Consider the following 24,081-nt stretch of genomic DNA (forward strand, 5'->3'; position numbering starts at 1 on the left):
TAGAAAACCTAGTGAGGCGATATGTTCGACAAGCATTGAATGTGAACCGTGATTTCTTCTCTATCATGGTAGAGATGCTTGGCTTGAAGCTTGAATTTCACTTTATTGTCGATTAGAAAAACTTTTAAGTTCTCGATATCTTGAAGAACTTCATCGTATCGACCTTTCATTGGGAGCTTAAGGTTAAAGATGGTTTCTTTTGCCCAACCTTTTATTAGCCACTCTCCCATCAGTTGAGCAACGCGCGATGGTTTTTCAATCATGTCACACACTAACCAAGTCACGTTCTTACGTGGGGGTTCAAATTTAAACCCATCTTCCATATGGTGTTTAACCTGCCCCGTATCCATCAAGCTTTGCGCCATCATGCCATTATCAATCGCATGAACAAACATAGAGCGCTTCACAAGCTGGTATGTCCAGCCACCGGGACAAGCGCCCAAATCGGTCGCCCACATGCCAGAAGCTAAACGTGTGTCCCATTCCTCTTTAGGAATGAAAACGTGGAATGCTTCTTCCAATTTTAATGTAGAGCGGCTTGGCGCATCGGATGGGAATTTAAGACGAGGAATCCCCATAAAGAATTTTGAGTTATTGTCGGATACGGAATAGCCAACAAAACAGTGACCCGGTGCAACAAAACACGCATGCAATACCGGCTTTTTAGGGTTGTCTTTATTGTAAAGCACCCCTTTTCCACGCAGAGCTTGCCTTAATGGCACGGTAAACTTACGGCAAAACTTCAGAAGCTCTTTTGCTTCATTGGTGTCTGGTGTTTCCACACGAAGATCGCCACAACGTGGAAATGCCTCTATCTCAGATAGCCCTTCAAGAATGGGCGAAATTCGATCATCCTGCGGCAACTCTTTACATTCTGCTGCCACGGCAAAAATCTGGCGGGCAAAAATCAATGAGTTAAAGTCCAGCTCCTGAGCCAGTTTCGCACCATCGCCTTCCTGGTAGCACTCGAACAACACATACCCTGTGTTTTTTTGTACTCTCGGGAAACCGTACACTTCTAATTGAGTAGCACGATCCTGAATCTCACCTGCACACTCTTTTTCGAAACCTTGGCGGCAGTAGAGCATTAAGTGTTTCACGACTTCACCTCTTTCATTCTAAACGCAGCAATAGTGAAGCAAACCCAACCCACAATAAACATTAAGCCACCAAATGGAGTAATAGGTCCAAACCATTTGATTCCCGTTAATGCAAGCGCATAAAGGCTGCCACTAAAGCAAAGGATGCCGATAATAAAGCAAATCGCCGCGTTTCGCAGTCCTTTTTCTACTTTCTCACCGACTTTTATCTGCATCAAAATACCAATCAAGACCAACACCAATGTGTGGATGAATTGGTATTGCACTCCGGTATCAAATACCCCAATTAGATAATCAGACAGCATCGCCTTTAAGCCATGCGCTGCGAATGCACCCAACATCACGGCAGTCGCGCCAAAGACACCAGCGATCATTAAAACTTGCTTACTTTTCACTGCTCCCCCTTAACTTCACAACAGCCTCTTATAAAGCTCACCAAATGTTCAATGGCTAAATCGATATTGCCTTCTTGTGTGTGACCAGAGCTTTTTCTAGGTTTGAAGCTATGGTCGCCGTCGGGAATAAACTGGAGCTCTACTGCATCAGAAAAATGAAATTCGGCGCATTCTTCTTTTTTCCCAAACGTGTCTCTTTCACCCTGAAGGATAAGGCATGGTTTATTGATTTGAGCAAGGTGATCACCTTTGAATTTCTCTGGTTTCCCTGGTGGATGAAAAGGGAAACCAAGGCACGCGATACCTTGAATGTGTGGAGATTCGGATAACAAGCTCGCCATGCGTCCCCCCATCGACTTTCCGCCTATTACAAGGCTCTCATCACTGTATCGCTCAATCATCTCTTCAAAGGCTTCGAGCAACTTTGGCGCGCGATCGGGTGGACGCTTTTTTCCATCTTCCGAGCGCTTTACCATGTAAGGAAAGTTGAAACGAACAACACGAATACCATGTTCTGCAATACCTTCCGCTACCCGAGTCATGAAATCATGACCCATTCCAGCACCGGCACCATGGGCAAAAAGAAACGTCTGCGCACCTTCACCATTTACAATTACTTGGCTCATTAAATAAAATCCTCTTGCTCTTTTGCCGCTTTAGCCAGCATCCAATCTCTGAAGGTGGCTATTCGCCCTGTATCCGCCTGTTGCTCATGGCACACAACATAAAAAGCATTTTTGCTGATCAATACCTCATCAAATGGACAGACTAATCGTCCTGCATTAATTTCTGGTTGAGCAAGAACATTGTTTCCCAACGCGACACCCTGCCCGTGGACTGCTGCTTGCAATACCATGGTTGAATGGCTAAAGATCGGACCATGATTAACATTTACCCCCTCAATTTCATGAACGCGAGTAAATTGTTTCCAATCTTTTCTGGATGTATCGTGCAATAACGTATGCTGTTTTAAATCCCCAAGAGATTCTAATGGTTTTGTACCGAGCAATAACTGAGGCGAACAGACAGGAACCAAACATTCTTGATACAGTTTGTCCGCTCGAAGACCCGACCAATTGCCTCGCCCATAATAGATGGCAACATCCACATCATCAGTGAGAGAGCCTTCATCCATATCCACGGCTTTAATGCGAACATCAATGTCAGGTTCTTGTGCATTAAAATCCGCAAGCCTTGGAACGAGCCATTGAATGGCAAAACTTGGTGGTAGGCTAATGGTTAGCGCCCCTTTCTCACTGCGCTCAAGCACTTTGTCGGTGGCTTCAGCAAGTGAAGTAAAAACGTCTTTGATATCGAGGAAGTAGCTTTGCCCCTCTTCAGTTAAGAGCAAAGATCGGTTACGACGACGGAATAATTTCAACCCAAGATAGTCTTCCAGGGTTTTGATCTGATGGCTCACGGCTGCCTGCGTAACAAACAATTCTTCAGCAGCTCGTGTAAAACTCAGGTGTCTGGCTGCTGCTTCAAAGACACGTAGAGAATTTAATGGGGGAAGGCGTCTGGACATGATTCACCAATTTAAACTTAGCATTAGTTTTTTTTATCCGAAACATTATAAATTGTCGATTGCCGATGAGCCAGAGAAAATCTATATTTCGTCTCGTAGCGCTAAGCCTGAACGGCTTGATTATCTATGATAATCAATTGGTTTGGTTGTTACGATGTTGTGTTTGCATAAACTCGAATTTCGAGTTGGTAGAGTTATCTACCATAGTGTCTTAGCGCTCAGCGCAAAGACCATACTTCCTGTATTATTTTGACCTGTCTGTCAATTTTTCAGCACCGCCTATAAGGCGGTGTTTTTTTATGTCTCCAAAGCCTAAAAAGCCCCGATAAACAGGGCTCGAAGTCATTAAGTACACAGGAATTAGTGCAGTGGTTATGCAATCACTGTTTCTTGATTTGCGCTGCCATCACCAGAATTCCCTTTAGGGTTGTCACCATACTGATTTGGACCAGGTTGGCTGTCCATTACACTGAATACAAACAGAGCGATACCACCAATAGCCGCGAGACCAGCGCCTACGAACGCCAACTCATAAGACTGATTGAAAGCGGCAAAACCGGCAATAATAGCACCCGGTAATGGGCACAATAACCACCAGCCACTTTTGCCAACATCATGCAAACGGCGAACAGCCAACGCAAGCTGGGGCACGAGTACCGCTAATGGGTAAATGACATTAACGAGTGGGATGAATGCCACTAAAAGGCTGACCAAAAAGTTTATTAGTGCAAACATCCAGTAATCTTTGCGACGCGAACGACTTGAGAAGTCGAAAGGGTTTTTCCAAGCTTTTAAAAATTCGTTCATAACCAACCTCATGATATTGATATATTTATTTTAAGAAGGTTACAAATAGTAATTATGTTGCATAAAAAAACCACTCCAAAGAGTGGTTTTTTTGTAGGGGTTAACAGAATTATAGATTAAGGACGGTATACCTTAACATTCTGATAACCTTGTTCTTTAAGATAAAGAGCTTGCAAGCGGCTCATGACACCTCTATCACAATACAGCAAGTACGATTTAGTTTGGTCTAAGTCGCCAAATTTAGTGCTCAGCTTAAAGAAAGGAATATGAACAACCTCAACACCCTCTATCTCTAGTGGGTTTTCGTCCTCTTCTTCTGCGCTACGAATATCCAGCACAACCGCACCTTGATCAACGGCTTCTACTTGTTCAACTTCTGGTGCTTGTTCAAGGCTTTCTTTCGCAATATCACGAATATCCATTACGCGGGAATCGTAAACGACTTTCTCTAGAATAGAGAAATCAAACTTCTCTTCTTCCGTTTCAAGCTTTTCTTTAACTGCTTTGACGGTTGGCTTTTTCGAAATCACACCACAATATTCAGGCATAGTTTTCGCAAAATCTTCCGTGCCAATATCACGAGCAAGATTGATGATATCTTCCTTATCCCAGTTGATAAGAGGGCGAAGAATCAGTGTGTCTGTTACGATATCGATATGTCTTAGGTTGGTCAGCGTTTGGCTAGATACTTGGCCCAGTGCTTCCCCAGTAACCAATGCTTGGATACCGAATTTCTCAGCAATCATTCCACCCGCACGCATGAACATACGCTTCAAAACGACGCCCATTTGACCGTCATCTACTTTTTCTAGAATCTCAGCAACAACGGGTTCAAAATCCACTGAAATGAATTTTACTTTGGCCGATGAACCGTATTTCTCCCACAAATAGTGAGCAACTTGCTTAACACCAATCTCGTGTGCTGGACCACCAAGATTAAAGAAACAGTAATGCGTTTTCGAACCACGCTTTATATGCAAGTAGCTTGAAACACCAGAATCAAACCCACCAGAAATGAGGCTGAGTACATCTTCTTGTGTTCCTAGCGGGAAACCGCCCAAGCCTTTATGACGCGCCAATACTTGATAAAGATTTTCGTTCGCCACTTCTATATTTACAGTAACGTCGGGTTTACTGAGTTTAACGCGAGCACTTTCGATGGCTTGGTTTAACCCGCCACCAACATAGCGTTCAAGTTCAATAGAAGTAAAATCATGCTTACCGCGGCGCTTAGCGCGAACTGCAAAGGTTTTTCCTTCTAGCTTGTCGCGGTTAAGTTCGAGCACTTGCTCATAGATATCGTGCATGTCTTCAAAGTCTGATTGCAGTACTTCCAGAACATGATGAATACCCGGAGTCTGAGTCAGGATTGCTAATACCTTTTCGTAGTATTCGTCACTGTTTGCTTTCACTTCAATGTGGTCACGACGATTAAACACCGCCACATTTTCAGTGTGCTTTTGAATAACAATGCGAATATTACATTCCAGAATACGAGTGAAGCGCTTTCGAACAGAATCACTTTTAACAAAAATTTCTGGATGGGGTTTAACAATAAACTTCATGACTTTCTTCACTGTATTAGAAAAAGGATTGCCTTAGGCAATTCTGAGGCGCGCGATTATAACCGAGATAACCCCACAAAAAAAGGTGAGCTCTTATCGAACTCACCTTTATCATTTTAGAACTATCATTTACTGCTGAGCAGAAACTTCATCACTAAAGTGTGGTTTACCTTGCATGATGTTGATTTCAACGCGACGGTTTTCAATTCTGCCCTCTCGCGTATCGTTGCTCACGAGCGGCTCCGTGTCTGCCATACCCCGAACACGTAAACGAGCATGCTCAAAACCTTTCACTTTTTCCATTTCATGAGCAACGGATACGGCTCTTTGAGAAGATAAATCCCAATTTGAGCGATACAGTTCAGAATCTAATGGTTGGTTATCTGTGTGCCCTGAAACTCGAACAATCCCCGGCACATCTTTTACAAGTTCAGCCACTTGGCGCACCAAAGGACGGAACTTAGGTTGTAAGAAAGCAGAGCCTTCGGGGAACGCACCTTTTTCACGAATACGAATAACGATTTGTTGTCCGAGATTCTCTACTTCAACCGCACCTTCATCGATTTCTTTTTCCAGCGCTTTTTTGATGCTTTCAACAATGGTTTCCGTTTCTTCAGATTGAGATTCGGCTTGTTGCTGTTGTTGCTCTGACTCGTTATTTTGATTCATCTTTGTGGATGTATCTGGCGATTTACCACCTGTCAGCTTACCGACTTCTCGTTTTGTACCACCTGCGCGATCGGACTCACCATCATGAAACTCTAACGTCTTTTGCGTCATATCGATGGTTTGCTGCATGATCACATCAATCGGTGTCGGCTCTGGGCGACCAGGGCGGAACTCTTGCGCGATCACACTGGTCCCTTTAGGGATATCTTTCACTTCCAACTGATTTTGAACACCAAACGCAAACTTCATTGAGCCAGCAATCTGTTTGAACTTCAGTACATCCATTTCAGAAAACGAAAGCAGGAGTACGAAGAAGCACATCAATAGCGACATCAAATCAGCGAATGTACCCATCCACAATGGGAGCCCCGGGGGGGGACATTTGCACTCTTCTTCTTCCATCTCAGTTCACCTTACTCGCCATCCACATCAAGAACACGCTTACTTTCATTAAGGTAGTTCTTCAAATAGCTGTCGATAACACGAGGGTTTTGACCGTCTTGAATGGCTAACACACCATCCATAATCAGACGGCGATTCAGTTTTTCTTGCTCACGACGAAGGGATAGCTTGTCGGCAATTGGGAAAAACACCATGTTAGAAAGAATAGCACCGTATAGCGTTGTAAGAAGTGCTACCGCCATTGCAGGACCGATAGATTTAGGATCATCCATGTTGGAAAGCATCGCTACCAAACCAACCAGTGTACCGATCATTCCCATCGCAGGCGCAACATCACCAAAAGCCGTAAACACAGCTCTTCCTTGTTCATGGCGCTCATCGGTGAGCGAAATGTCTTTTTGAAGGGTCGCCCGGACAACATCTGCATCATGCCCATCAACGAGTAAATCGATGCCTTTTTGCATAAAGGAGCTGGTAATTTCCATTTCTTCTAACGCAAGAAAACCACCTTTACGAGCTGCATCCGCCATTTCAACAACCTTAGCGATCAAATCTTCAGGTTCGTCCGCTTTAAACATGAAGGCTTTACCTGCAATTTTGGCCGCGCCAAAAAACTGCCCCATGGTAAATTTCATTAATACAACGAAGGTTGAGCCACCGACTACGATCAAGATAGAAGTGGTATCGATAAAAATACCGATGCCTCCCCCCAACACCATCGCCATGATGACGAATGCAAAACCGCCAATTAATCCAATTAACGTTGCTAAATCCACAAAGCACCCCTCATGCTAAAAATTCTACTGTGCGCTTAACACCAACTATCGGCAGAATCTGAGTATTATTTAGGACTTTTCCCGATACCAAGCGCAAATTTTCCTTTAACTTTAACAGAGTATAACCGAGTTACCTACGCTCGCTGTCCATTCACATTGTAGGCAATCTCTCGTTTTGTGTTGTGATCACGTCTGAATTGGGCAAAAAAGAATCTCCATCATAATTTGAGACTATTTGTTAATAACGAATAGAGGATAAAAACTGATATACTGCACTTTTGTTAAATTTTCTCTTGCGTGAGTTTGACCAGCAGCAGTCGCTGGGGTAACTTGCGTGCAACGTTTTAATAGCAGAAACCGTATGGCAAGCAAAAAACCAGAAAACATGACTTTTGAAGAGTCTCTAACAGAATTGGATTCTATTGTTGAGCAATTAGAAAGCGGCGATCTCGCATTAGAAGACGCTTTGAAAAAATTTGAACGTGGAATCCTCCTTGCTCGATCAGGTCAAGGTAAATTATCTGAAGCTGAACAACGTGTTGCCATTCTGACTCAAGATGACGATCAGGCTGAACTTTCGCCATTTGAATCAAATTCTGAAGATTAATTTATGTCCGCTTCTTTAACGCCTTATCAAAACCGCAGTAACACGCAGTTGAATGCATGGCTTGATACCCTTCCTTATCAAGAGTTACCTCTAATTCAGGCTATGCGCCACGGATTAACTCTGGGTGGCAAGCGTGCGCGCCCTTATCTCGTTTACATTACCGGTGAAATGCTGGGATGTACGCTAGAAGATTTGGATACACCAGCCTGCGCAGTCGAGTGCATTCATGCCTATTCTTTGATTCATGATGACTTACCCGCAATGGACGATGACGAGCTTCGTCGCGGTGAGCCAACTTGTCATATCAAATTTGATGAAGCTACCGCCATATTGACGGGGGATGCACTACAGACTTTGGCATTTACTATTCTTGCTGAAGGTAATTTGAGTTCCGACGGTGAGCTTAACCGTATAAAAATGGTTCAAGGTCTTGCTAATGCCTCTGGCGTAAGCGGGATGTGTATGGGGCAAGCGCTCGATCTCGCCGCGGAAAACCGCAGCGTGTCACTCGAAGAACTTGAAACCATCCACCTGAATAAAACAGCAGCACTGATAAAAAGTGCCATTAAGATGGGTGCGATGGCTGCTGGAGAGAAAGGGCTGACTGTCCTTCCTCAATTGGAAAGATATGCAGACCTAGTCGGTCTGGCTTTCCAAGTACAAGACGATATTTTAGATATCATCAGCGATACTGAGACATTGGGGAAACCTCAAGGTTCAGATCAAGAATTAAACAAGAGTACTTACCCTTCCCTATTAGGTTTGGAAGGTGCTCAGAAGAAAGCTCAAGAGCTGCTCACTGAGGCGTTAGGCACATTAGAAGCCATCCCTTACAATACGCAGTTACTTGAAGAGTTCGCCCGTTATGTGGTCGAGCGCAAAAACTAAACTATAAGCGCTGAATTTTATGACTCTCGATATTTCAAAATATCCCACTTTAGCACTGGCAGATACACCTGATGAGTTGCGCCTCCTTCCAAAGGAGAGCCTACCGACACTATGTGATGAATTGAGAACGTACCTTCTTAATTCCGTCAGCCAATCAAGTGGGCACTTGGCATCCGGTTTAGGAACAGTGGAACTAACGGTTGCTTTGCATTATGTCTATAACACTCCATTTGATCAGTTGATCTGGGATGTTGGTCATCAAGCATACCCACATAAGATCCTGACAGGTCGCCGTGAGAAACTTCCAACCATTCGCCAAAAAGGTGGACTTCATCCTTTCCCTTGGCGAGGCGAAAGTGAATACGATGTCCTGTCTGTCGGTCACTCCTCAACGTCTATCAGTGCAGCACTGGGAATGTCTATCGCCGCAGAAAAAGAAGGCAAAGACAGACGAGTGGTGAGCGTTATTGGCGATGGTGCGATTACTGCAGGCATGGCTTTTGAAGCAATGAATCATGCTGGTGATGTACATACTGATATGCTGGTCATTCTGAACGACAACGAAATGTCCATTTCAGAGAACGTCGGCGCACTGAACAATCATTTAGCTCAGCTTCTATCGGGTAACCTTTATACCTCTATTCGCGAAGGCGGTAAAAAAGTACTGTCTGGCTTGCCTCCAATTAAAGAATTGGTTCGCAGAACAGAGGAACACCTCAAAGGAATGGTTGTTCCAGGGACCTTGTTTGAGGAGCTTGGCTTTAACTACATTGGTCCTGTCGATGGTCACGATGTGAACGAACTGGTTAAAACGCTGAAAAACATGCGTAGCCTGAAAGGGCCTCAGTTCCTACACATTATGACCAAAAAAGGTAAAGGACACGCACCTGCCGAGAAAGATCCGATTGGATACCACGCGGTACAGAAACAATTCCTAAACCCAGACAACAAGCCAAAGACCAAAGCTTCAAAGCCAACATTTTCCAATATTTTTGGCGACTTCCTTTGTGACATGGCAGCTCAAGATCCAAAACTAATGGCAATCACACCAGCAATGCGTGAAGGCTCTGGTATGGTTCGGTTCTCGAAAGAATATCCTAAACAATATTTTGATGTCGCGATTGCTGAACAACACGCAGTAACGCTCGCAAGTGGCATGGCCATCGCAGGTCAGAACCCAATCGTAGCGATTTACTCAACGTTTTTGCAACGTGGTTACGACCAATTGATTCATGACGTCGCTATCATGGATTTACCGGTATTGTTCGCTATCGACCGAGCTGGACTCGTCGGTGCCGATGGTCAAACTCACCAAGGTGCGTTTGACCTCAGCTTTATGCGCTGTATCCCTAACATGGTTATTATGGCGCCTAGTGACGAAAATGAATGTCGCCAGATGTTGTACACCGGACACAAACACACAGGTCCATCTGCTGTTCGTTATCCTCGTGGTAGTAGGTGTGGCACAGCTATTCAACAAGAGATGACTGCACTTGAGATTGGTAAAGGCCGCATTGTCCGCCAGCGCCAAACTGACGATCAAGCGAGTCAGCCAAAAGTTGCCATATTAAGCTTCGGTACGTTCTTGCCTAGTGCTCTTTCTGCAGCAGAAGCGTTAAACGCTACAGTGGCTGATATGCGATTCGTGAAACCGCTAGACGAAGCTTTGATTTCGGAATTAGCATCCACGCACGACGTGCTGGTTACGCTAGAAGAAAACGTTATCGCAGGCGGTGCTGGTGCTGGTGTTGTTGAATACCTAATGAGCAGTAAACAAATTGTGCCAGTATTAAACCTTGGTTTACCTGACCAATTTGTCGCGCAAGGCACGCAAGAAGAAATGCACGCCGAACTTGGCTTAGATGCTGCGGGTGTTGAGTTAGCGATAAAAGATTACTTAAGTAAATAACCGCTATTACCCTAAAGTAACCATCAAAAAAGCCGAACTGAGTTCGGCTTTTTTATACTTATAAACTTATCGTTATTTCAATTTAGGTGCATCGTATCCGTTTGGTTCATCACTATATATACATACATTATATTTCTCTACCAAGCCACTCTCAGCCATACAGTGTGTTTCAAAAAATTCTTGTATTTCAAAACGCTGGCAATGTGCTTCAAACGCTTCATTACTTTCCCAGACTTCGTTAAATGCAATGGGATAAGATTCACCTTCTGCGAATGGGCTAGGGATATGGCGCGTTACGATATACTGTAAGCATCCATCCTCTCTTAATGTATTAGACTCCAATGATGACAGAACATCGAACAATTCATCCAGCTTACCTTCCTTCGGTAAAAATTGAGCAATGCAATACACCTTTTTAGACATGTTAAGTATCCTTTTTTAACGACTCCATTATATAAGCCAGCCAGCATACCTGCCAACAAGCCATAATGAAATAGCCGCCATGATACCTGCGACAATATCGTCCAGCATAATACCTAACCCACCGTGGACTCGCTTATCAAGCCATCCGATTGGCCATGGTTTTACCATGTCAAAAAAGCGAAAAAGGACGAACCCAGTAAGAATCCACTTCCAATCGAAAACGGGCACCTTCAATAGTGGGACAATAGCCATAGTGATCCAAAAGCCGGCAAATTCATCCCACACAATGGAGCCATGGTCGTGCACCCCCATATCATCAGAAGTCACTTGGCAAATCTTGATGCCGATAATACACGAGGCAATGACAGCAATAATGTATAGAGGCAAAGGTAACTGCACCAATAGAAGATAAAAAGGAACCGCGGCGAGTGTCCCCATGGTGCCTGGGATAATGGGAGCTAATCCACTGCCAAAACCTGTCGCAAGCAAGTGCCAAGGGTTTTTAAGCGAAATCAGGGATAGAGGAGACGGCATTACGAGTTAACCTTAAAATGATCGTAGCCAGACAACTGCCAATCCAGTTTCTGACCTTCTTTTTCCAGTACCAATTCGCCACCACTGCGAATTTGCCCAATACACGTAGCGGTTGTACCCGAATACGCAAGCAAGGTATCCATTTGACCTTTATGTTCTTCTGGGACACAAAAACAAAGCTCATACTCTTCACCGCTGATTAGCGCCATCTTCAGAGCCTCATCTGTATCATCGCAATACGCTAGTAATTCATCAGACAGGGGAATGGCATCCACGTTAATAACCGCCCCGACGTTAGAAGCGTCCATAATGTGTTTTAAGTCCGAGATTAACCCATCAGAGACATCTAAACAGGAAGACGCTACATTTCGCAAAGCCTGCCCAACGACCAAGCGTGGAGTTGCGAGATAGTGCCTTCTTTCGAGTTCTTCTGCGAAAGGTTTACTTCGTTTTGATTCATCAAGAACAACTTCGAGCCCAGCCGCACTATCACCTAACGTGCCCGTCACGTAAATCCAATCACCCACTTTTGCACCATCGCGTCGCATCGCTTTACCCTCGGGGACAAAACCTTGAACGGTCAGGGTAATACTCAAAGGGCCTTTAGTGGTATCGCCACCAATGAGCTGGATATTGAAATAGTTAGCTAACTCAAAAAATGACTCGCTAAATGGGGCCAGCCACATTTCATCGGGCTCTGGTAAAGTGAGCGCAAGGGATACCCACGCTGGCGAAGCACCCATAGCAGCTAAATCACTCAAATTTGAAGCCAATGCTTTGTGAGCGACCCACGCTGGGTTAGCGTGCTCTAGAAAATGCGTACCCGCCACGAGCGTGTCAGTACTGATTGCTATTTGAACATTTTCAGGAGAGGTAACCAAGGCGCTGTCATCGCCGAGGGAAAGCTGAACATCTTTGCGCTGGGTTTGTCGGTTTACGAAATAGGTGGTAATTAGGTTAAATTCACCTGCCATAGCTGACTCTTGCATGTTGTTATTTATGTTAATTATACCCAAGTTTGCATGACTTGCTCGAAGCAGTTTAAGACCTAGAGCACGAAAAGAAAAAGGTCAGCTAATTAGCTGACCTTTTTGTATTTATTCACGATTACTTTTTGCGAACATGCGGTGCGGCTTTATCAAGCACACCATTCACAAACTTGTGGCTATCTTCTGCTGCAAACACTTTTGCCAGCTCAATAGCTTCGTTAATCACTACTTTGTAAGGAACATCTTCGCGACGCGTCATTTCATACATCGCAAGACGAAGCAAAGCCAGCTCCATCATGTCCAAGTCTTGCATAGGGCGAGACAAGTAAGGACGCAGTTTGCTGTCTAACTCTGTGTGACTAAGCACAACGCCAGTTAGCAGGTCACGGAAGTAAGCGACGTCAGTTTCTGGTGCAGACAGAGAAGGCTCATTTGCATGATGCTCTTCTTCATCATATTTGCCTCCAGACAGGAATTGCTCTTCAACAGTAGCAACATTCTCTTTGGTAATCTGCCACGAATATATGGCTTGTAATGCAAATTGACGTGCGTTACGACGTGCGGCTGGTTTCACACTGGCCCCCATTAGGAATCAATTTCTGAAAGAACGTTGATCATTTCTAGCGCGCTTAGTGCAGCCTCTGCACCTTTATTACCAGCCTTGGTTCCTGCGCGCTCGATAGCTTGATCGATGGTGTCAACAGTAAGTACGCCAAACGCAACTGGAAGACTGTATTCCAGAGACACTTGAGCCAACCCTTTGTTGCATTCACTACAAACATAGTCAAAGTGAGGAGTACCGCCACGAATTACTGAACCTAAAGACACGATAGCGTCGAATTTTCCAGTTTTCGCAACACGTTGAGCCACTAGAGGCAGTTCAACTGCTCCAGGGCAACGTACGACAGTGATGTTGTCTTCGCTGACTTGTCCATAACGCTTTAAAGTATCGATTGCACCAGATAACAGGCTTTCGTTAATAAAACTGTTAAAACGAGAAATAACGATAGCAATTTTTGCATTTGGAGCAGGGAGAACGCCCTCGATCACTTTCATAAAGCTTTCCTTTAACTATGTTCATCAAGTGAGAATCGCCGGATTCTAGCACAAAAGTGTGAGAGATATCTAATGGAAATTAAGCGATATCACCTTAGAACAGACGCTAATTTACTGAGATAATTTCCCTCGTGATTCCTTAAAAGCGGAATTCAGGACAGAGCTTTTGTATCCCATTCGCTTTATCGTTCGTTGAATTTGAAACAACCGATAATGTTGAATACAAAAAGAGCAGGCACTTAAGCACCTGCTCTTTCTAAGACAAAAAACATGTCATTACGATATGAGAGAATCACCGCTGAAAAAGTGACCTCGGAAGAACGATGGATCTCTAAAGTCTGATGACCTTAATCACAAACGTATTCAACAACGTTCAAACCAAATCCGGACAAAGAGTGGTAACGCTTAGAGCTCGAAGAAAGCAAACGCATATCACTGATGCCCAAATCAGCAAGAATCTGAGAACCCACACCTACACGGCGCGAAGTGCCTTGCTTTTTCGCCATGGTTGGCGCGTCACCTTTGTCTTGCTGCTCAAAGGTTTTTACTTTGTGAACGATATAATCTGATGTTTCTTCATTCCCCAAAATCACCAGAACACCGCCTTCATCACCTACGCGCTTCATCGCCTTGTCTAACGTCCAGCTTCGCTCGGCACTGCGGTCACTTCGAAGAACATCGGTGAATGTGTCTTGCAAGTGAACACGTACCAACGGCGCTTTACCGTTACTTGATCCTGCGCCGTCTAAGTCGCCTTTTTTCAACGCATAGTGTATTTGGTTGTCGATAGTGTCGCGGTAAGTCACCAATTCGAAATCACCAAACTCCGTTGGCAAGTGGCATTGAGCCACGCGTTCAATCGTCGTTTCGGTATTGTTTCTAAACTCGATTAAATCTGAAATAGTGCCAAGCTTGATGTCGTGCTTTTCCGCGAACACTTCCAAATCGGGGCGACGCGCCATTGTGCCGTCGTCATTCAGAATCTCGACAATAACACCAGCTGGCTCTAACCCTGCCAAACGCGCCAAATCACAACCTGCTTCGGTGTGCCCAGCTCTTGTTAGGACCCCACCATCTTGGGCAGTCAAAGGGAATATATGACCCGGTTGAACGAGATCTGCCGCTTTGGCATCTTTCGCTACAGCCGCTTGCACAGTCAGCGCTCTATCGGCTGCAGAGATACCCGTTGTCACGCCTTCTGCGGCTTCGATTGAGACGGTAAACGCGGTGGAATACTGCGCATTATTGTCTTGAACCATTGGCGGCAAGCCAAGATGCTCACAACGCTCTTTGGTCATGGTTAAACAAATAAGACCACGACCGTACGTTGCCATAAAATTAATAGCTTCAGGCGTTACGTGCTCGGCTGCCATAATGACATCGCCTTCGTTTTCACGATCCTCGTCATCCATTAGGATAACCATTTTACCCAAACGAATATCTTCAATGATTTCTTGAGGCGTACTAATAGACATAATGCTGTTCCCGTTAGTTAGGCAAAACCGTTTTGTTGTAAAAATTCCATTGTCATGCTGGATTCAGGCGTTTCATTTGAAGAACCGCTGTGGGCAGAACCTTGAAGTAAGCGTTCCATGTACCTGGCTAATACATCAACTTCCAAGTTTACTTTTCGGCCAACTTGAAAATCGTTAATCGTTGTTTCAGAAGATGTGTGCGGCACAATCGTCAGTTTGAAAGCATTTTTGCGGAGCGCGTTAACAGTGAGGCTAATGCCATCAACGGTAACCGATCCTTTTTCCGCAACATACTTACCTATCTCTTGAGGCATCTGAACCCAGAATTCAACCGATCTTCCGACCTGATTGCGCTCAACAATCTCACCAACACCATCCACATGCCCAGACACAATGTGCCCACCAAAACGCGTGGTTGGTAACATGGCTTTTTCCAAATTCACTTTGTCACCCACTTGATATTGAGTGAATCCCGTTTTGTTCAACGTTTCCAATGAAAGGTCGGCTGTATAGCTGTGATCGTTAAATTCAATAACCGTCAAACATACACCATTGGTGGCAATGCTGTCCCCTAAGTGAACGTCAGACATATCTAACTTGCTAGCATCAACCGTAACGCTAACATCTTCACCTTTGGGCGTAATCGCGGTTAGGGTTCCCACCGCTTCTATAATTCCTGTGAACATAATTTCTTCTACGTATTTTTTAGAATTTTGGCCGTGATACGAATATCTGGTCCCACCATGCGTACATCTTTTATATCGAGTTCTATTGCTTCTGCCATGGTGTTCAGACCCAAAATATGCACCAAGCCTCGACCATCACTCCCCATCAATTTAGGGGCTAGATATACAATTAGCTCGTCGACTAATTCTAGCTGAATCAAACTGGCGGCCAATGTCGCCCCTGCTTCAACCCATACTTTTTGCACTTGATGGATAGCAGACAGCTGTTTCAGTACAGCCGATAGATCAATGTTGTTTTTCTTGTCCAGCGCAAAAAGTTCAGATTCTGACGAAACGATTTCGACTTTACCGCCAGTTTTGAACAACGCAAGGTCAGAATGGAGCTTCTTCTGACGATCAAGAATGACACGCAAGGGTTGTCGAAGCTCACTTTCTGGGTAAACAGACTGAATGGATGAGGGAAGCTCAGACCAACGAACGTTTAGTGATGCATTATCATCAATAACGGTTTTACTGGTCGATAGCACCGCACACGCTTGTGCACGATAAAATTGCACGTCTTTCCTTGCTTTAGTGGAGGTTATCCACTTACTTTCGCCATTACTCAGCGCAGTTTGCCCGTCCAAACTTGCAGCTAACTTCAACTGCACATAAGGTTTGCCTTTTTGCATACGCTGATTGAAATCGGTATTTAAGGCGTTGGCTTCGGACTCTAATACACCGACATCGACTTCGATGCCAGCATCTCTTAGTTTTTGGATGCCTCGTCCTGAGACCAATGGATTTGGATCTTGCGTCGCACAGATAACGCGAGCAATACCCACGTTAATCAAAGCATCGGCACATGGCGGTGTTTTACCTTGATGCGAGCAAGGCTCAAGAGTCACATAAGCTGTCGCGCCAATGGCATCTTTTCCAGCGTCTTTTAGCGCAATGATTTCAGCATGGGCTTCACCTGCTTTTTGGTGGTAGCCTTGCCCCACGATTTGATCGTTTTTGACAATCACACAGCCCACATTTGGATTAGGTGATGTTGTAAAACGCCCTTTCTTGGCCAAAGCGATTGCCAATGCCATATAGTGGGCGTCTTGAAGGGGTAATGGCATTAATCTTCTAGCTTAGCGATTTCTTCGCCAAACTCTCTAATGTCTTCAAAACTGCGATAAACCGATGCAAAACGAATGTAAGCGACTTTGTCGAGGTCTTTAAGCTGATCCATAACAAGGTTACCAATCATTTCACTGGGTACCTCACGCTCACCCGTTGCACGAAGTTGAGACTTAATTGTACTTATCGCGAGCTCAATGGCATCGGCTGCCACAGGGCGTTTCTCAAGCGCTCTTTGAAATCCACCGACCATTTTATCTTCATTAAACGGTTCACGATTTCCGTTGGATTTAATGACTTTCGGCATGACAAGCTCTGCGCTTTCAAATGTCGTGAATCGCTCACTGCACGCCAAGCATTGACGGCGACGACGAACTTGATGCCCATCTGCAACCAGACGAGAATCAATGACTTTGGTGTCATTTTCTGAACAAAATGGACAATGCATATCACCTCCAAAAATTTGTCTTAGTCTACCGGAATATAAGGGGTTGAGAAAAGAAAAAAGGGCTCACAAGGAGCCCTTATCAACACTTTAGCAGCATTTTTTTGTTAACTGCCCAGCAATTTGTTAACTACGCGGTAAATAATTGGCTTTACCCACCCATTTGTAACTGGTTAATTCTTCTAACCCCATAGGGCCTCGAGCATGGAGTTTTTGGGTCGAAACCGCCACTTCCGCGCCTAAACCAAATTCGGCACCATCGGTGAATCGTGTCGATGCGTTAACGTATACCGCAGCGGAATCAACTGAGTTAATAAAGCGCTCGGTATTCACCAAGTCATTTGACATGATGGCATCGGAATGACTCGCGTTGTGTACACGCATGTGATGTACGGCTTCGTCCAGATCACTGACCACTTTCACACCGAGAGTGAAACTCAGCCATTCGGTATCAAAGTCACCCTCTTTCGCATCTCTTAGGTTTTCCGCATCGGACAGAAATACTTTGGCTTTCGGTTCAGCAACAAATGCGACTTTTTCCGCCATTTTCCCTACCAATTTAGGTAAGAACTCCGCAGCAACCGCTTCATGCACAAGCAAAGTGTCCAGAGCATTACATGCTGAGGGGCGCTGAATTTTTGCATTTTCAACGACGTTCAGCGAGCGATCCAAATCAGCACTTTCATCCACGAATATATGGCTGATACCAAATCCCCCAATAATCACTGGAATATTGCTGTTTTCCTTACACATTTTATGTAACCCAGCACCACCACGAGGAATGATCATATCGACATATTGGTCGAGTTTGAGCAACTGAGACACTAATTCACGATCGGGCTTTTCAATGTATTGGACCGATGCTGCCGGTAACTTCGCTTTTTCTAACGCAGATTGAATAACCTTAACTAACTCCATATTGGAGAAAAAAGTCTCTTTGCCACCGCGTAAAATACTGGCATTACCCGTTTTCACACATAGCGCTGCGATATCAATCGTGACATTCGGACGCGCTTCATAGATCACTCCGACAACGCCAAGTGGCACACGGCGTTTAGTCAGAAACATGCCATTTTCAAGCATTTTGCTGTCTAGTTCGCTTCCGACTGGATCAGTCAAGCCAATGACGTTTCGTACATCGCCAGCAATACTTGCCAACCTTTCTTTCGTCAGCAAGAGACGATCAAGCAACGCTTCGGTTAAACCCGCTTCACGACCTAGCTCTATATCTTTGGCATTCGCTTCAAGAATGACTTTTTCATTCGCTTCAAGCTCATCTGCAATAATGGCTAACGCTTGATTCTTCTGAGCGGTTGATGCTGTTGCAAGGTAAAAAGCTGCGTCTTTTGCCGCTTTTCCCATGTTAGTTAAATCCATGACTTTTCTCCTCAATTCTACTCTTGAATCACAACAAGATCGTCACGGTGTATGACTTCTGCACCGTACTCATAACCAAGAATCGCGCTGATATCTTTGCTGTGTTTTCCTATAATTTTTTCTAAGTCACCACTTGAGTAACTGGTAATGCCTTTCGCAATGAGCTGACCTTTGGAAGTGGTAATACGTGCAACTTCTCCGCGGGCAAACGATCCGCTCACCTGCACGACACCTTTAGCCAATAAGCTACTTCCTCTAGCAATCACTGCGTTTACTGCACCTTCATCGATAACAATATCGCCAGATGCCGCTGGTCCAGCTAGGATCCACCGCTTGCGATTTTCGAGTGACTCTTCCAATGGTAAGAAACGAGTGCCTTGCGGATTGTCGCTTAAAGCGTCGAAAATGACATTCTGCCCGCTCCCCGCTGCAATAATCACTTCTATACCTGCTCTTCTCGCAATATCGGCAGCTTGCAGTTTGGTTGCCATACCGCCAGTACCTAACGTGGTTCCGCTACCACCCGCAATTTTTCGCAGAGTGTCATCGATGGTTTTCACTTCTTTTATTAATTCAGCATTCGGGTCTTTACGAGGGTCTGCGGTAAATAACCCCGGCTGATCGGTTAAAAGCAGTAATTTATCGGCGCTGCATAAAATACCAACAAGTGCTGATAGGTTGTCATTATCACCCACTTTTATCTCTGACGTCGCCACTGCATCATTTTCATTCACAATGGGTATTATGTCGTTTGCGACCAGTGCATTCACGGTATCTCTCGCGTTAAGAAAACGCTCTCTGTCTTCAAGGTCAGCGCGAGTAAGGAGCATTTGGCCTATTTTCAAACCAAATAGGTCGAACAACGATTCCCAGATTTGGATTAATCTGCTTTGCCCAACCGCCGCGAGCAGTTGTTTGCTCGACATGTTGTTGGGCAAGGTCGGGTAGCCTAAATGTTGTCTGCCTGCTGCAATAGCACCAGAAGAAACTAAAACAACAGCATGACCTTGCTTTTTAAGCTCTGCACACTGCCTTACAAGCTCAACCATGTGGGGTCGGTTGATCTCCAAAGTGCCGCCTGTGAGCACACTGGTTCCTAACTTTACAACGATGGTTTGAGTTTGGGAGGCTATCCCGTTTTTTTGATTCATTGTCATTGTCAATATGGTTAAAAACAAACTAAGAACAGATGTTGTAACAATGAAGTGAGGTTTTAACAAGAAGAAAAGGCGCAAAAATGCGCCTTTTTATGCACTTATACCTGAGTCACGGTAAGGTGCGGTGTTGAAACACGAGAATTAAGTGACTTCTACTGACTCTTTATGCAACTCGTAATCAATTTCAAATCGCTCTGAAAGTGCTTTTTTTAGTTTTTTATCAAAGTCTTCCATTGTTCTGGCAACTTCATCTTGAGCTTTCTTAGGAATTGCCTTTGATTCCCAGTTCCCTTCAACATTGTAGAGCCCTAAACTGTAGTTAGCGACATAACCTTCATCTTGCTTATCGAACTCTAACCACCACCCCCAAAACTCCCTTTCTTCCGGTGACTTTTTGTCACTAACGCAAACAGATAAGCAATCAAACAAGTAATGACCTTCCTGTGACTCCTTCTCTCGCAAGTAAGGACCAACGGCTTTTAATGCCGACAACAAACGAAAGTGTGTGGGATTCGCAGTATTTTCAGTCATATTGAATCTCCATTTCAATTATTAGATTTATAAGAACTTAGATTTATAAGATACGTGCCTTAAGATATTCAGTTTCGGCACTTATACCCGACAGCCCTAAAGCGCAGGATTACGTCTGTCGAATCTAATAATCATTGACTAAAATCGACCAAAAGTCATTATTTTAGTTCATATTTTAGCCATTGAAGTGCTAATGAGAGAGATTCCTCATATCCTTTCGAAATTGACTTAGATGACACTTTCTTCGCTTGACCGCCATGGCTAAATATTGAGACCAATTTGTTGTCTGAATAGGGAGAAATGGGATCCCCTTCCAGCCCAAGAGCAAGGATAGGCACTTGAGTTCTTCGATTCGTTAAAAAGCCTTGCGTTTTAAGCGACCAAGCGCGCATTTGACCAGCCAAGCTGTGTACATCGACAACTTCTTTACCCAATCGAGATGAGAGCATATCCAAGTACATCTTCGGCATTTGTAGCAGCTTATCTGTAGAAGACAGAACATCGTGAATAGGCGCGCCCAGCGCAACGCATGCTTTTATTCTATCTTGTTCTAAAAAGCTCAAACGAATCGCCGCATTTCCACCAAAGCGGAAACCAAGCATCCCCACTTTAAAGTGATCAACCCAAGGAATCCGAGGGAGCTCATCGAGAATCGCTTTGTGAAGGCAGCTTGAATCTTCTGTGAGATCCCAATGGCTGCTATGGCCGATAGAAGGCATGTCTAAGGTGAGCATGGCAATATCATTGGGCGCCAAATAGTCTTTGAACAATCGCCACATGTCCGATTGCAAACTATCAAGCCCGGCACTAACAATCACAACAGGTAATTGTCTTTCGGTGTGCGGAAGGTGTAGATTTGCTTTTATCTTTTTCTTGCCAAAAGGCACTTCGATCTTCTTAGTAATAAGCGAGCTGTGTTCCATCGCCAAATCATAGGCTTTGTGCACCAACACCTGAGCCTGAATGGAAAGGCTATCTCCCTTTATGTGCGGGTAGCCCGCAATGCTAAAACACAGGCTGGCTCTAAAGTAAGCGTCACTCGCTTCATCACCCTTCAGTTCCGATGCTTTCTTCTGATTCAACATCCCTTGATGAATCCATTCGTACGTCCAATTACCGGAGTGATACCCCATGACCGTATCTAACCATTCATCATGGGTACGGGAATGAGTGGAAGAAGCAATTCTTGAAAGCACTTCTTCCATCTCTAACGGCTCAATCCCCTGCCATATCCACTGCATACGCCTTAGCGTTCGATACCAAGATTCGCCTTGCTCTTCTCGCTGCTTATCCAAGTAGCTCTCGTTACTTGGCATATAGCGAACAAGTGCAGACGTTTCTCTCGCTTGGCGATGATTTTGAAACAGTTCTTCTGAAAGGTTTTTGCTGATTTGCTCTTCAGGCATGGACATAAGGCAAGGATCTTATTCAGTGTTGTATAAGGGGTTTCTGCCCCTAATAGTAATAAAAAAAATAACCCTATACAGGGTCATTTTGAAAATTTGAGTGTTTACCTAAGTATTTACTCTAGATAAAGCCTTTATTTGTTGATTGGATCAACGAATGTCAACGCCATATCCCATGGTTGCTCGATCCAAGTATCTTGTGGAATATCAACAACATAATCATCAACCAAATCGATACCAGCTGGTTTAGCACAAACAGTAATCAACTTCGCCTTTGGATACATTTCGCGGATCTGACGAGCTGTGTCACCACTGTCTGCCAAATCGTCAACAATCAGGAAGCCTTCACCATCACCTTCTGGTGCTTTTAAAACCGACATATCGCGCTGGTGATCATGGTCATAACTAGAAATACAAACCGTGTCTACATAGCGAATACCCAGTTCACGAGCCAGAATAGCGGCAGGAACTAAACCACCACGACTCACGCCAATGATGCCTTTCCATTGCTCTGCTGGCATTTGACGCTCAGCAAGCTGACGGCAGTACATCTGCATGTTGTCCCAGGTGATGATAAATTTATTACTCATAGTTGTTATAACCTGTATCGGCTTTGTCTTAGCCTGCGCTAAGAACGAATTTAATGGTGAAAATGGCTGCCATAACCCAAACACTTAGGGACACATCTTGCGCTTTACCGCTCAACGCTTTGATAGCTGCATAGGCAATAAAACCTAAAGCAATACCATCCGCGATAGAAAATGTTAGCGGCATCAGAAGACACGTCACAACAACAGGAGCCGCTTCGGTTAGATCGCGCCAGTCAATACTAACCAAACCAGAGAGCATCAGGATTGCAACATAAAATAGTGCGCCTGCTGTCGCGTAAGCGGGGATCATTCCAGCTAGTGGCGAGAAGAATAAAGCAAGTAGGAATAAAATGCCAACCACAACCGCTGTGAGACCAGTTCGACCGCCAGCAGCAACGCCAGAAACACTTTCAATGTAAGACGTAGTGTTCGATGTACCTAGAACAGCACCAACAGATGTTGCTGTTGAATCCGCGAGAAGCGCTCGGTTCAAACGAGGAATCTTGCCATCTTTTTGAATAAGGTCGGCTTTTTGCGCGACCCCGACCAAGGTACCTGCAGTATCAAACAAATCGACAAATAGGAAAGCAAAGACGACGGAAATCATGCCGATTTCAAATACAGCAGAGAAATCCAATTGCATAAAGGTTGGTGCAATGCTTGGCGGCCATGAAGCCACACCACCCCAAGTTACATCACCGAATGCTAAGCCAAGACCCGTCACGGCTAGAATAGCAATCATGACTGCGCCTTTTACACCTTTATGAACCAGTGCAATGGTCAAAAAGAAACCAAGCGAAGCGAGTACAGCTGGAAGAGAAGTGATTTGACCCAAAGAGACAAACGTCGCTGGATTATCAACAACAATACCGGCATTTTTCAGTCCGATGAAAGCTAAGAACAAACCAATACCTGCCGAAATACCCGTTCGCAGTGACATAGGTATAGAGTGAATGATCCATTCGCGGATTTTAAAAATGCTCAGTAAAATAAATAGAACACCAGAAACAAAAACCGCCGCTAATGCCACTTGCCACGTATGCCCCATCCCCAATACAACGGAATAAGTAAAGAAGGCATTTAACCCCATACCTGGTGCTTGAGCGATTGGGTAGTTTGCCACTAAGCCCATAATGAAACACCCAACGGCGGCCGCTAAACATGTTGCGACAAACACAGCATCACGATCCATTCCGGTATCAGACAAAATCGCTGGGTTAACAAAAATGATATAAGCCATGGTGAGAAAAGTCGTCAACCCGGCAATGATTTCGGTGCGCACACTGGTATTGTGTTCACTCAGTTTAAATAGCCTTTCGAGCATAATCGAATCCCTAAAATTGTGTAAAATAAACGTTTGCGTAATCGATTGGCGCGAATTATAAAGATATCAAATATCAAATTCTAGTTAGAATTAAAACTCTCGATTATCCGTACAATTATCGAGGGCTAGCGACGCTACCTTTTTCATGCATATCAATCACTTAATCCTTATAAACGTTTCTATGCCATATTGGCATAGAGCTCATCATTGTAGGTTGAAAACTGAGCACATAGTTAGACAAGGAACACATTTCCCAGAAATTTGCGATTGGTAGCGTTTAAAAATAGAAGGATTATGAAATTGCAGGCTTATGTTGGGTAAAAGTCACAGAGTGA

The 24,081-nt window shown here is 44.5% G+C and carries 26 protein-coding genes; 3 read left to right on the top strand and 23 right to left on the bottom strand.

Annotation, left to right across the window (positions count from 1 at the left end):
• Positions 1-8 precede the first annotated feature (8 nt).
• The 8 genes from rlmM to pomA all read right to left on the bottom strand — a co-directional run bounded on the left by rlmM (position 9) and on the right by pomA (position 7,242).
• On the bottom strand, positions 9-1,100 hold the full coding sequence (gene rlmM, locus CW749_RS03455) for a 23S rRNA (cytidine(2498)-2'-O)-methyltransferase RlmM (RefSeq protein ID WP_101110658.1): 1,092 nt from the start codon (positions 1,098-1,100) through the stop codon (positions 9-11).
• Positions 1,097-1,495, bottom strand: coding sequence for a DUF423 domain-containing protein (locus CW749_RS03460; protein ID WP_101110659.1), 399 nt, complete (start codon positions 1,493-1,495; stop codon positions 1,097-1,099). The genes rlmM and CW749_RS03460 overlap by 4 nt, the downstream gene beginning before the upstream one ends.
• Positions 1,492-2,121 carry an alpha/beta fold hydrolase gene (locus CW749_RS03465; RefSeq protein WP_101110660.1) on the bottom strand — a complete coding sequence of 210 codons (630 nt, stop codon included), beginning with the start codon at positions 2,119-2,121 and terminating at the stop codon, positions 1,492-1,494. The genes CW749_RS03460 and CW749_RS03465 overlap by 4 nt, the downstream gene beginning before the upstream one ends.
• Positions 2,121-3,023, bottom strand: coding sequence for a transcriptional regulator GcvA (locus CW749_RS03470; protein ID WP_101110661.1), 903 nt, complete (start codon positions 3,021-3,023; stop codon positions 2,121-2,123). The genes CW749_RS03465 and CW749_RS03470 overlap by 1 nt, the downstream gene beginning before the upstream one ends.
• A gap of 372 nt (positions 3,024-3,395) precedes the next feature.
• A complete protein-coding gene (locus tag CW749_RS03475) occupies positions 3,396-3,830 on the bottom strand; it encodes a DUF805 domain-containing protein (protein ID WP_101110662.1) in 435 nt (144 codons plus the stop codon).
• A gap of 116 nt (positions 3,831-3,946) precedes the next feature.
• Positions 3,947-5,395, bottom strand: coding sequence for a tRNA uracil 4-sulfurtransferase ThiI (gene thiI / locus CW749_RS03480; RefSeq protein ID WP_101110663.1), 1,449 nt, complete (start codon positions 5,393-5,395; stop codon positions 3,947-3,949).
• Positions 5,396-5,524: 129 nt separating this feature from the next.
• Positions 5,525-6,466, bottom strand: coding sequence for a flagellar motor protein MotB (locus tag CW749_RS03485; RefSeq protein WP_101110664.1), 942 nt, complete (start codon positions 6,464-6,466; stop codon positions 5,525-5,527).
• Positions 6,467-6,477: 11 nt separating this feature from the next.
• Positions 6,478-7,242 carry a flagellar motor protein PomA gene (gene pomA / locus CW749_RS03490; RefSeq protein WP_101110665.1) on the bottom strand — a complete coding sequence of 255 codons (765 nt, stop codon included), beginning with the start codon at positions 7,240-7,242 and terminating at the stop codon, positions 6,478-6,480.
• Positions 7,243-7,603: 361 nt separating this feature from the next.
• On the opposite strand from pomA, the gene xseB reads away from it, so the two are divergent.
• The 3 genes from xseB to dxs are packed head-to-tail and all read left to right on the top strand — an operon-like array spanning position 7,604 to position 10,646.
• A complete protein-coding gene (gene xseB / locus CW749_RS03495) occupies positions 7,604-7,849 on the top strand; it encodes an exodeoxyribonuclease VII small subunit (RefSeq protein ID WP_101110666.1) in 246 nt (81 codons plus the stop codon).
• Positions 7,850-7,852: 3 nt separating this feature from the next.
• On the top strand, positions 7,853-8,737 hold the full coding sequence (ispA, locus tag CW749_RS03500; protein ID WP_101110667.1) for a (2E,6E)-farnesyl diphosphate synthase: 885 nt from the start codon (positions 7,853-7,855) through the stop codon (positions 8,735-8,737).
• A 19-nt stretch (positions 8,738-8,756) separates the two neighbouring features.
• Positions 8,757-10,646 carry a 1-deoxy-D-xylulose-5-phosphate synthase gene (dxs, locus tag CW749_RS03505; RefSeq protein ID WP_101110668.1) on the top strand — a complete coding sequence of 630 codons (1,890 nt, stop codon included), beginning with the start codon at positions 8,757-8,759 and terminating at the stop codon, positions 10,644-10,646.
• A gap of 72 nt (positions 10,647-10,718) precedes the next feature.
• Here dxs and CW749_RS03510 read toward each other — a convergent pair whose 3' ends face one another.
• The 15 genes from CW749_RS03510 to CW749_RS03580 form a co-directional block, all read right to left on the bottom strand.
• The gene (locus CW749_RS03510; RefSeq protein ID WP_101110669.1) at positions 10,719-11,069 is read right to left on the bottom strand and encodes an antibiotic biosynthesis monooxygenase; all 351 of its coding nucleotides are present in this window, start codon (positions 11,067-11,069) and stop codon (positions 10,719-10,721) included.
• Between the two features lie 27 nt (positions 11,070-11,096).
• The gene (gene pgpA / locus CW749_RS03515) at positions 11,097-11,603 is read right to left on the bottom strand and encodes a phosphatidylglycerophosphatase A (RefSeq protein ID WP_101110670.1); all 507 of its coding nucleotides are present in this window, start codon (positions 11,601-11,603) and stop codon (positions 11,097-11,099) included.
• Entirely contained in the window at positions 11,603-12,577 is a 975-nt protein-coding gene (gene thiL / locus CW749_RS03520) for a thiamine-phosphate kinase (protein WP_101110671.1), read from the bottom strand. The genes pgpA and thiL overlap by 1 nt, the downstream gene beginning before the upstream one ends.
• A 133-nt stretch (positions 12,578-12,710) precedes the next feature.
• Positions 12,711-13,178, bottom strand: a complete 468-nt coding sequence (gene nusB, locus CW749_RS03525) for a transcription antitermination factor NusB (RefSeq protein ID WP_101110672.1) — start codon at positions 13,176-13,178, stop codon at positions 12,711-12,713.
• The gene (gene ribE / locus CW749_RS03530) at positions 13,178-13,648 is read right to left on the bottom strand and encodes a 6,7-dimethyl-8-ribityllumazine synthase (RefSeq protein WP_101110673.1); all 471 of its coding nucleotides are present in this window, start codon (positions 13,646-13,648) and stop codon (positions 13,178-13,180) included. The genes nusB and ribE overlap by 1 nt, the downstream gene beginning before the upstream one ends.
• Before the next feature lie 347 nt (positions 13,649-13,995).
• The gene (gene ribBA / locus CW749_RS03535; RefSeq protein ID WP_101110674.1) at positions 13,996-15,123 is read right to left on the bottom strand and encodes a bifunctional 3,4-dihydroxy-2-butanone-4-phosphate synthase/GTP cyclohydrolase II; all 1,128 of its coding nucleotides are present in this window, start codon (positions 15,121-15,123) and stop codon (positions 13,996-13,998) included.
• A gap of 17 nt (positions 15,124-15,140) precedes the next feature.
• Positions 15,141-15,809 (bottom strand): riboflavin synthase, encoded by a 669-nt coding sequence (locus tag CW749_RS03540; protein ID WP_101110675.1) that lies wholly within the window; start codon positions 15,807-15,809, stop codon positions 15,141-15,143.
• 8 nt (positions 15,810-15,817) lie between these two features.
• On the bottom strand, positions 15,818-16,915 hold the full coding sequence (gene ribD, locus CW749_RS03545) for a bifunctional diaminohydroxyphosphoribosylaminopyrimidine deaminase/5-amino-6-(5-phosphoribosylamino)uracil reductase RibD (RefSeq protein ID WP_101110676.1): 1,098 nt from the start codon (positions 16,913-16,915) through the stop codon (positions 15,818-15,820).
• Positions 16,915-17,364 (bottom strand): transcriptional regulator NrdR, encoded by a 450-nt coding sequence (gene nrdR / locus CW749_RS03550; protein ID WP_101110677.1) that lies wholly within the window; start codon positions 17,362-17,364, stop codon positions 16,915-16,917. Before nrdR ends, ribD begins: the two co-directional genes overlap by 1 nt.
• A gap of 123 nt (positions 17,365-17,487) precedes the next feature.
• Complete coding sequence (locus CW749_RS03555; RefSeq protein WP_101110678.1) at positions 17,488-18,738, bottom strand: glutamate-5-semialdehyde dehydrogenase; 1,251 nt, start codon at positions 18,736-18,738, stop codon at positions 17,488-17,490.
• A 17-nt stretch (positions 18,739-18,755) separates the two neighbouring features.
• Positions 18,756-19,895, bottom strand: coding sequence for a glutamate 5-kinase (gene proB / locus CW749_RS03560; protein WP_101110871.1), 1,140 nt, complete (start codon positions 19,893-19,895; stop codon positions 18,756-18,758).
• 141 nt (positions 19,896-20,036) lie between these two features.
• Positions 20,037-20,426 carry a sigma factor-binding protein Crl gene (crl, locus tag CW749_RS03565; RefSeq protein WP_101110679.1) on the bottom strand — a complete coding sequence of 130 codons (390 nt, stop codon included), beginning with the start codon at positions 20,424-20,426 and terminating at the stop codon, positions 20,037-20,039.
• A 158-nt stretch (positions 20,427-20,584) separates the two neighbouring features.
• Positions 20,585-21,832, bottom strand: coding sequence for an esterase FrsA (frsA, locus tag CW749_RS03570; protein ID WP_180958322.1), 1,248 nt, complete (start codon positions 21,830-21,832; stop codon positions 20,585-20,587).
• Between the two features lie 134 nt (positions 21,833-21,966).
• Positions 21,967-22,422: a xanthine phosphoribosyltransferase gene (gpt, locus tag CW749_RS03575; RefSeq protein WP_101110681.1), complete on the bottom strand. Its 456-nt coding sequence runs from the start codon at positions 22,420-22,422 to the stop codon at positions 21,967-21,969.
• A gap of 28 nt (positions 22,423-22,450) precedes the next feature.
• Entirely contained in the window at positions 22,451-23,746 is a 1,296-nt protein-coding gene (locus CW749_RS03580) for an NCS2 family permease (RefSeq protein WP_101110682.1), read from the bottom strand.
• Positions 23,747-24,081: the final 335 nt, after the last annotated feature.

The sequence above is a fragment of the Vibrio sp. vnigr-6D03 genome, assembly GCF_002835515.1.
In the GTDB taxonomy this organism is placed as follows: Bacteria; Pseudomonadota; Gammaproteobacteria; order Enterobacterales; family Vibrionaceae; genus Vibrio; species Vibrio penaeicida.

What these genes read in the sequence shown, in the direction of transcription:
- thiL (WP_101110671.1), bottom strand. Translation starts at nt 12,577, where the DNA reads ATGGCAGGTGAATTTAACCTAATTACCACCTATTTCGTAAACCGACAA.
- xseB (WP_101110666.1), top strand. Translation starts at nt 7,604, where the DNA reads ATGGCAAGCAAAAAACCAGAAAACATGACTTTTGAAGAGTCTCTAACA.
- ribBA (WP_101110674.1), bottom strand. Translation starts at nt 15,123, where the DNA reads ATGTCTATTAGTACGCCTCAAGAAATCATTGAAGATATTCGTTTGGGT.
- gpt (WP_101110681.1), bottom strand. Translation starts at nt 22,422, where the DNA reads ATGAGTAATAAATTTATCATCACCTGGGACAACATGCAGATGTACTGC.
- nusB (WP_101110672.1), bottom strand. Translation starts at nt 13,178, where the DNA reads ATGGGGGCCAGTGTGAAACCAGCCGCACGTCGTAACGCACGTCAATTT.
- thiI (WP_101110663.1), bottom strand. Translation starts at nt 5,395, where the DNA reads ATGAAGTTTATTGTTAAACCCCATCCAGAAATTTTTGTTAAAAGTGAT.
- CW749_RS03555 (WP_101110678.1), bottom strand. Translation starts at nt 18,738, where the DNA reads ATGGATTTAACTAACATGGGAAAAGCGGCAAAAGACGCAGCTTTTTAC.
- ispA (WP_101110667.1), top strand. Translation starts at nt 7,853, where the DNA reads ATGTCCGCTTCTTTAACGCCTTATCAAAACCGCAGTAACACGCAGTTG.
- ribD (WP_101110676.1), bottom strand. Translation starts at nt 16,915, where the DNA reads ATGCCATTACCCCTTCAAGACGCCCACTATATGGCATTGGCAATCGCT.
- CW749_RS03540 (WP_101110675.1), bottom strand. Translation starts at nt 15,809, where the DNA reads ATGTTCACAGGAATTATAGAAGCGGTGGGAACCCTAACCGCGATTACG.
- ribE (WP_101110673.1), bottom strand. Translation starts at nt 13,648, where the DNA reads ATGAAAGTGATCGAGGGCGTTCTCCCTGCTCCAAATGCAAAAATTGCT.
- frsA (WP_180958322.1), bottom strand. Translation starts at nt 21,832, where the DNA reads ATGCCTGAAGAGCAAATCAGCAAAAACCTTTCAGAAGAACTGTTTCAA.
- CW749_RS03465 (WP_101110660.1), bottom strand. Translation starts at nt 2,121, where the DNA reads ATGAGCCAAGTAATTGTAAATGGTGAAGGTGCGCAGACGTTTCTTTTT.
- nrdR (WP_101110677.1), bottom strand. Translation starts at nt 17,364, where the DNA reads ATGCATTGTCCATTTTGTTCAGAAAATGACACCAAAGTCATTGATTCT.
- CW749_RS03485 (WP_101110664.1), bottom strand. Translation starts at nt 6,466, where the DNA reads ATGGAAGAAGAAGAGTGCAAATGTCCCCCCCCGGGGCTCCCATTGTGG.
- CW749_RS03470 (WP_101110661.1), bottom strand. Translation starts at nt 3,023, where the DNA reads ATGTCCAGACGCCTTCCCCCATTAAATTCTCTACGTGTCTTTGAAGCA.
- dxs (WP_101110668.1), top strand. Translation starts at nt 8,757, where the DNA reads ATGACTCTCGATATTTCAAAATATCCCACTTTAGCACTGGCAGATACA.
- pgpA (WP_101110670.1), bottom strand. Translation starts at nt 11,603, where the DNA reads ATGCCGTCTCCTCTATCCCTGATTTCGCTTAAAAACCCTTGGCACTTG.
- CW749_RS03475 (WP_101110662.1), bottom strand. Translation starts at nt 3,830, where the DNA reads ATGAACGAATTTTTAAAAGCTTGGAAAAACCCTTTCGACTTCTCAAGT.
- crl (WP_101110679.1), bottom strand. Translation starts at nt 20,426, where the DNA reads ATGACTGAAAATACTGCGAATCCCACACACTTTCGTTTGTTGTCGGCA.
- proB (WP_101110871.1), bottom strand. Translation starts at nt 19,895, where the DNA reads ATGACAATGAATCAAAAAAACGGGATAGCCTCCCAAACTCAAACCATC.
- CW749_RS03580 (WP_101110682.1), bottom strand. Translation starts at nt 23,746, where the DNA reads ATGCTCGAAAGGCTATTTAAACTGAGTGAACACAATACCAGTGTGCGC.
- CW749_RS03510 (WP_101110669.1), bottom strand. Translation starts at nt 11,069, where the DNA reads ATGTCTAAAAAGGTGTATTGCATTGCTCAATTTTTACCGAAGGAAGGT.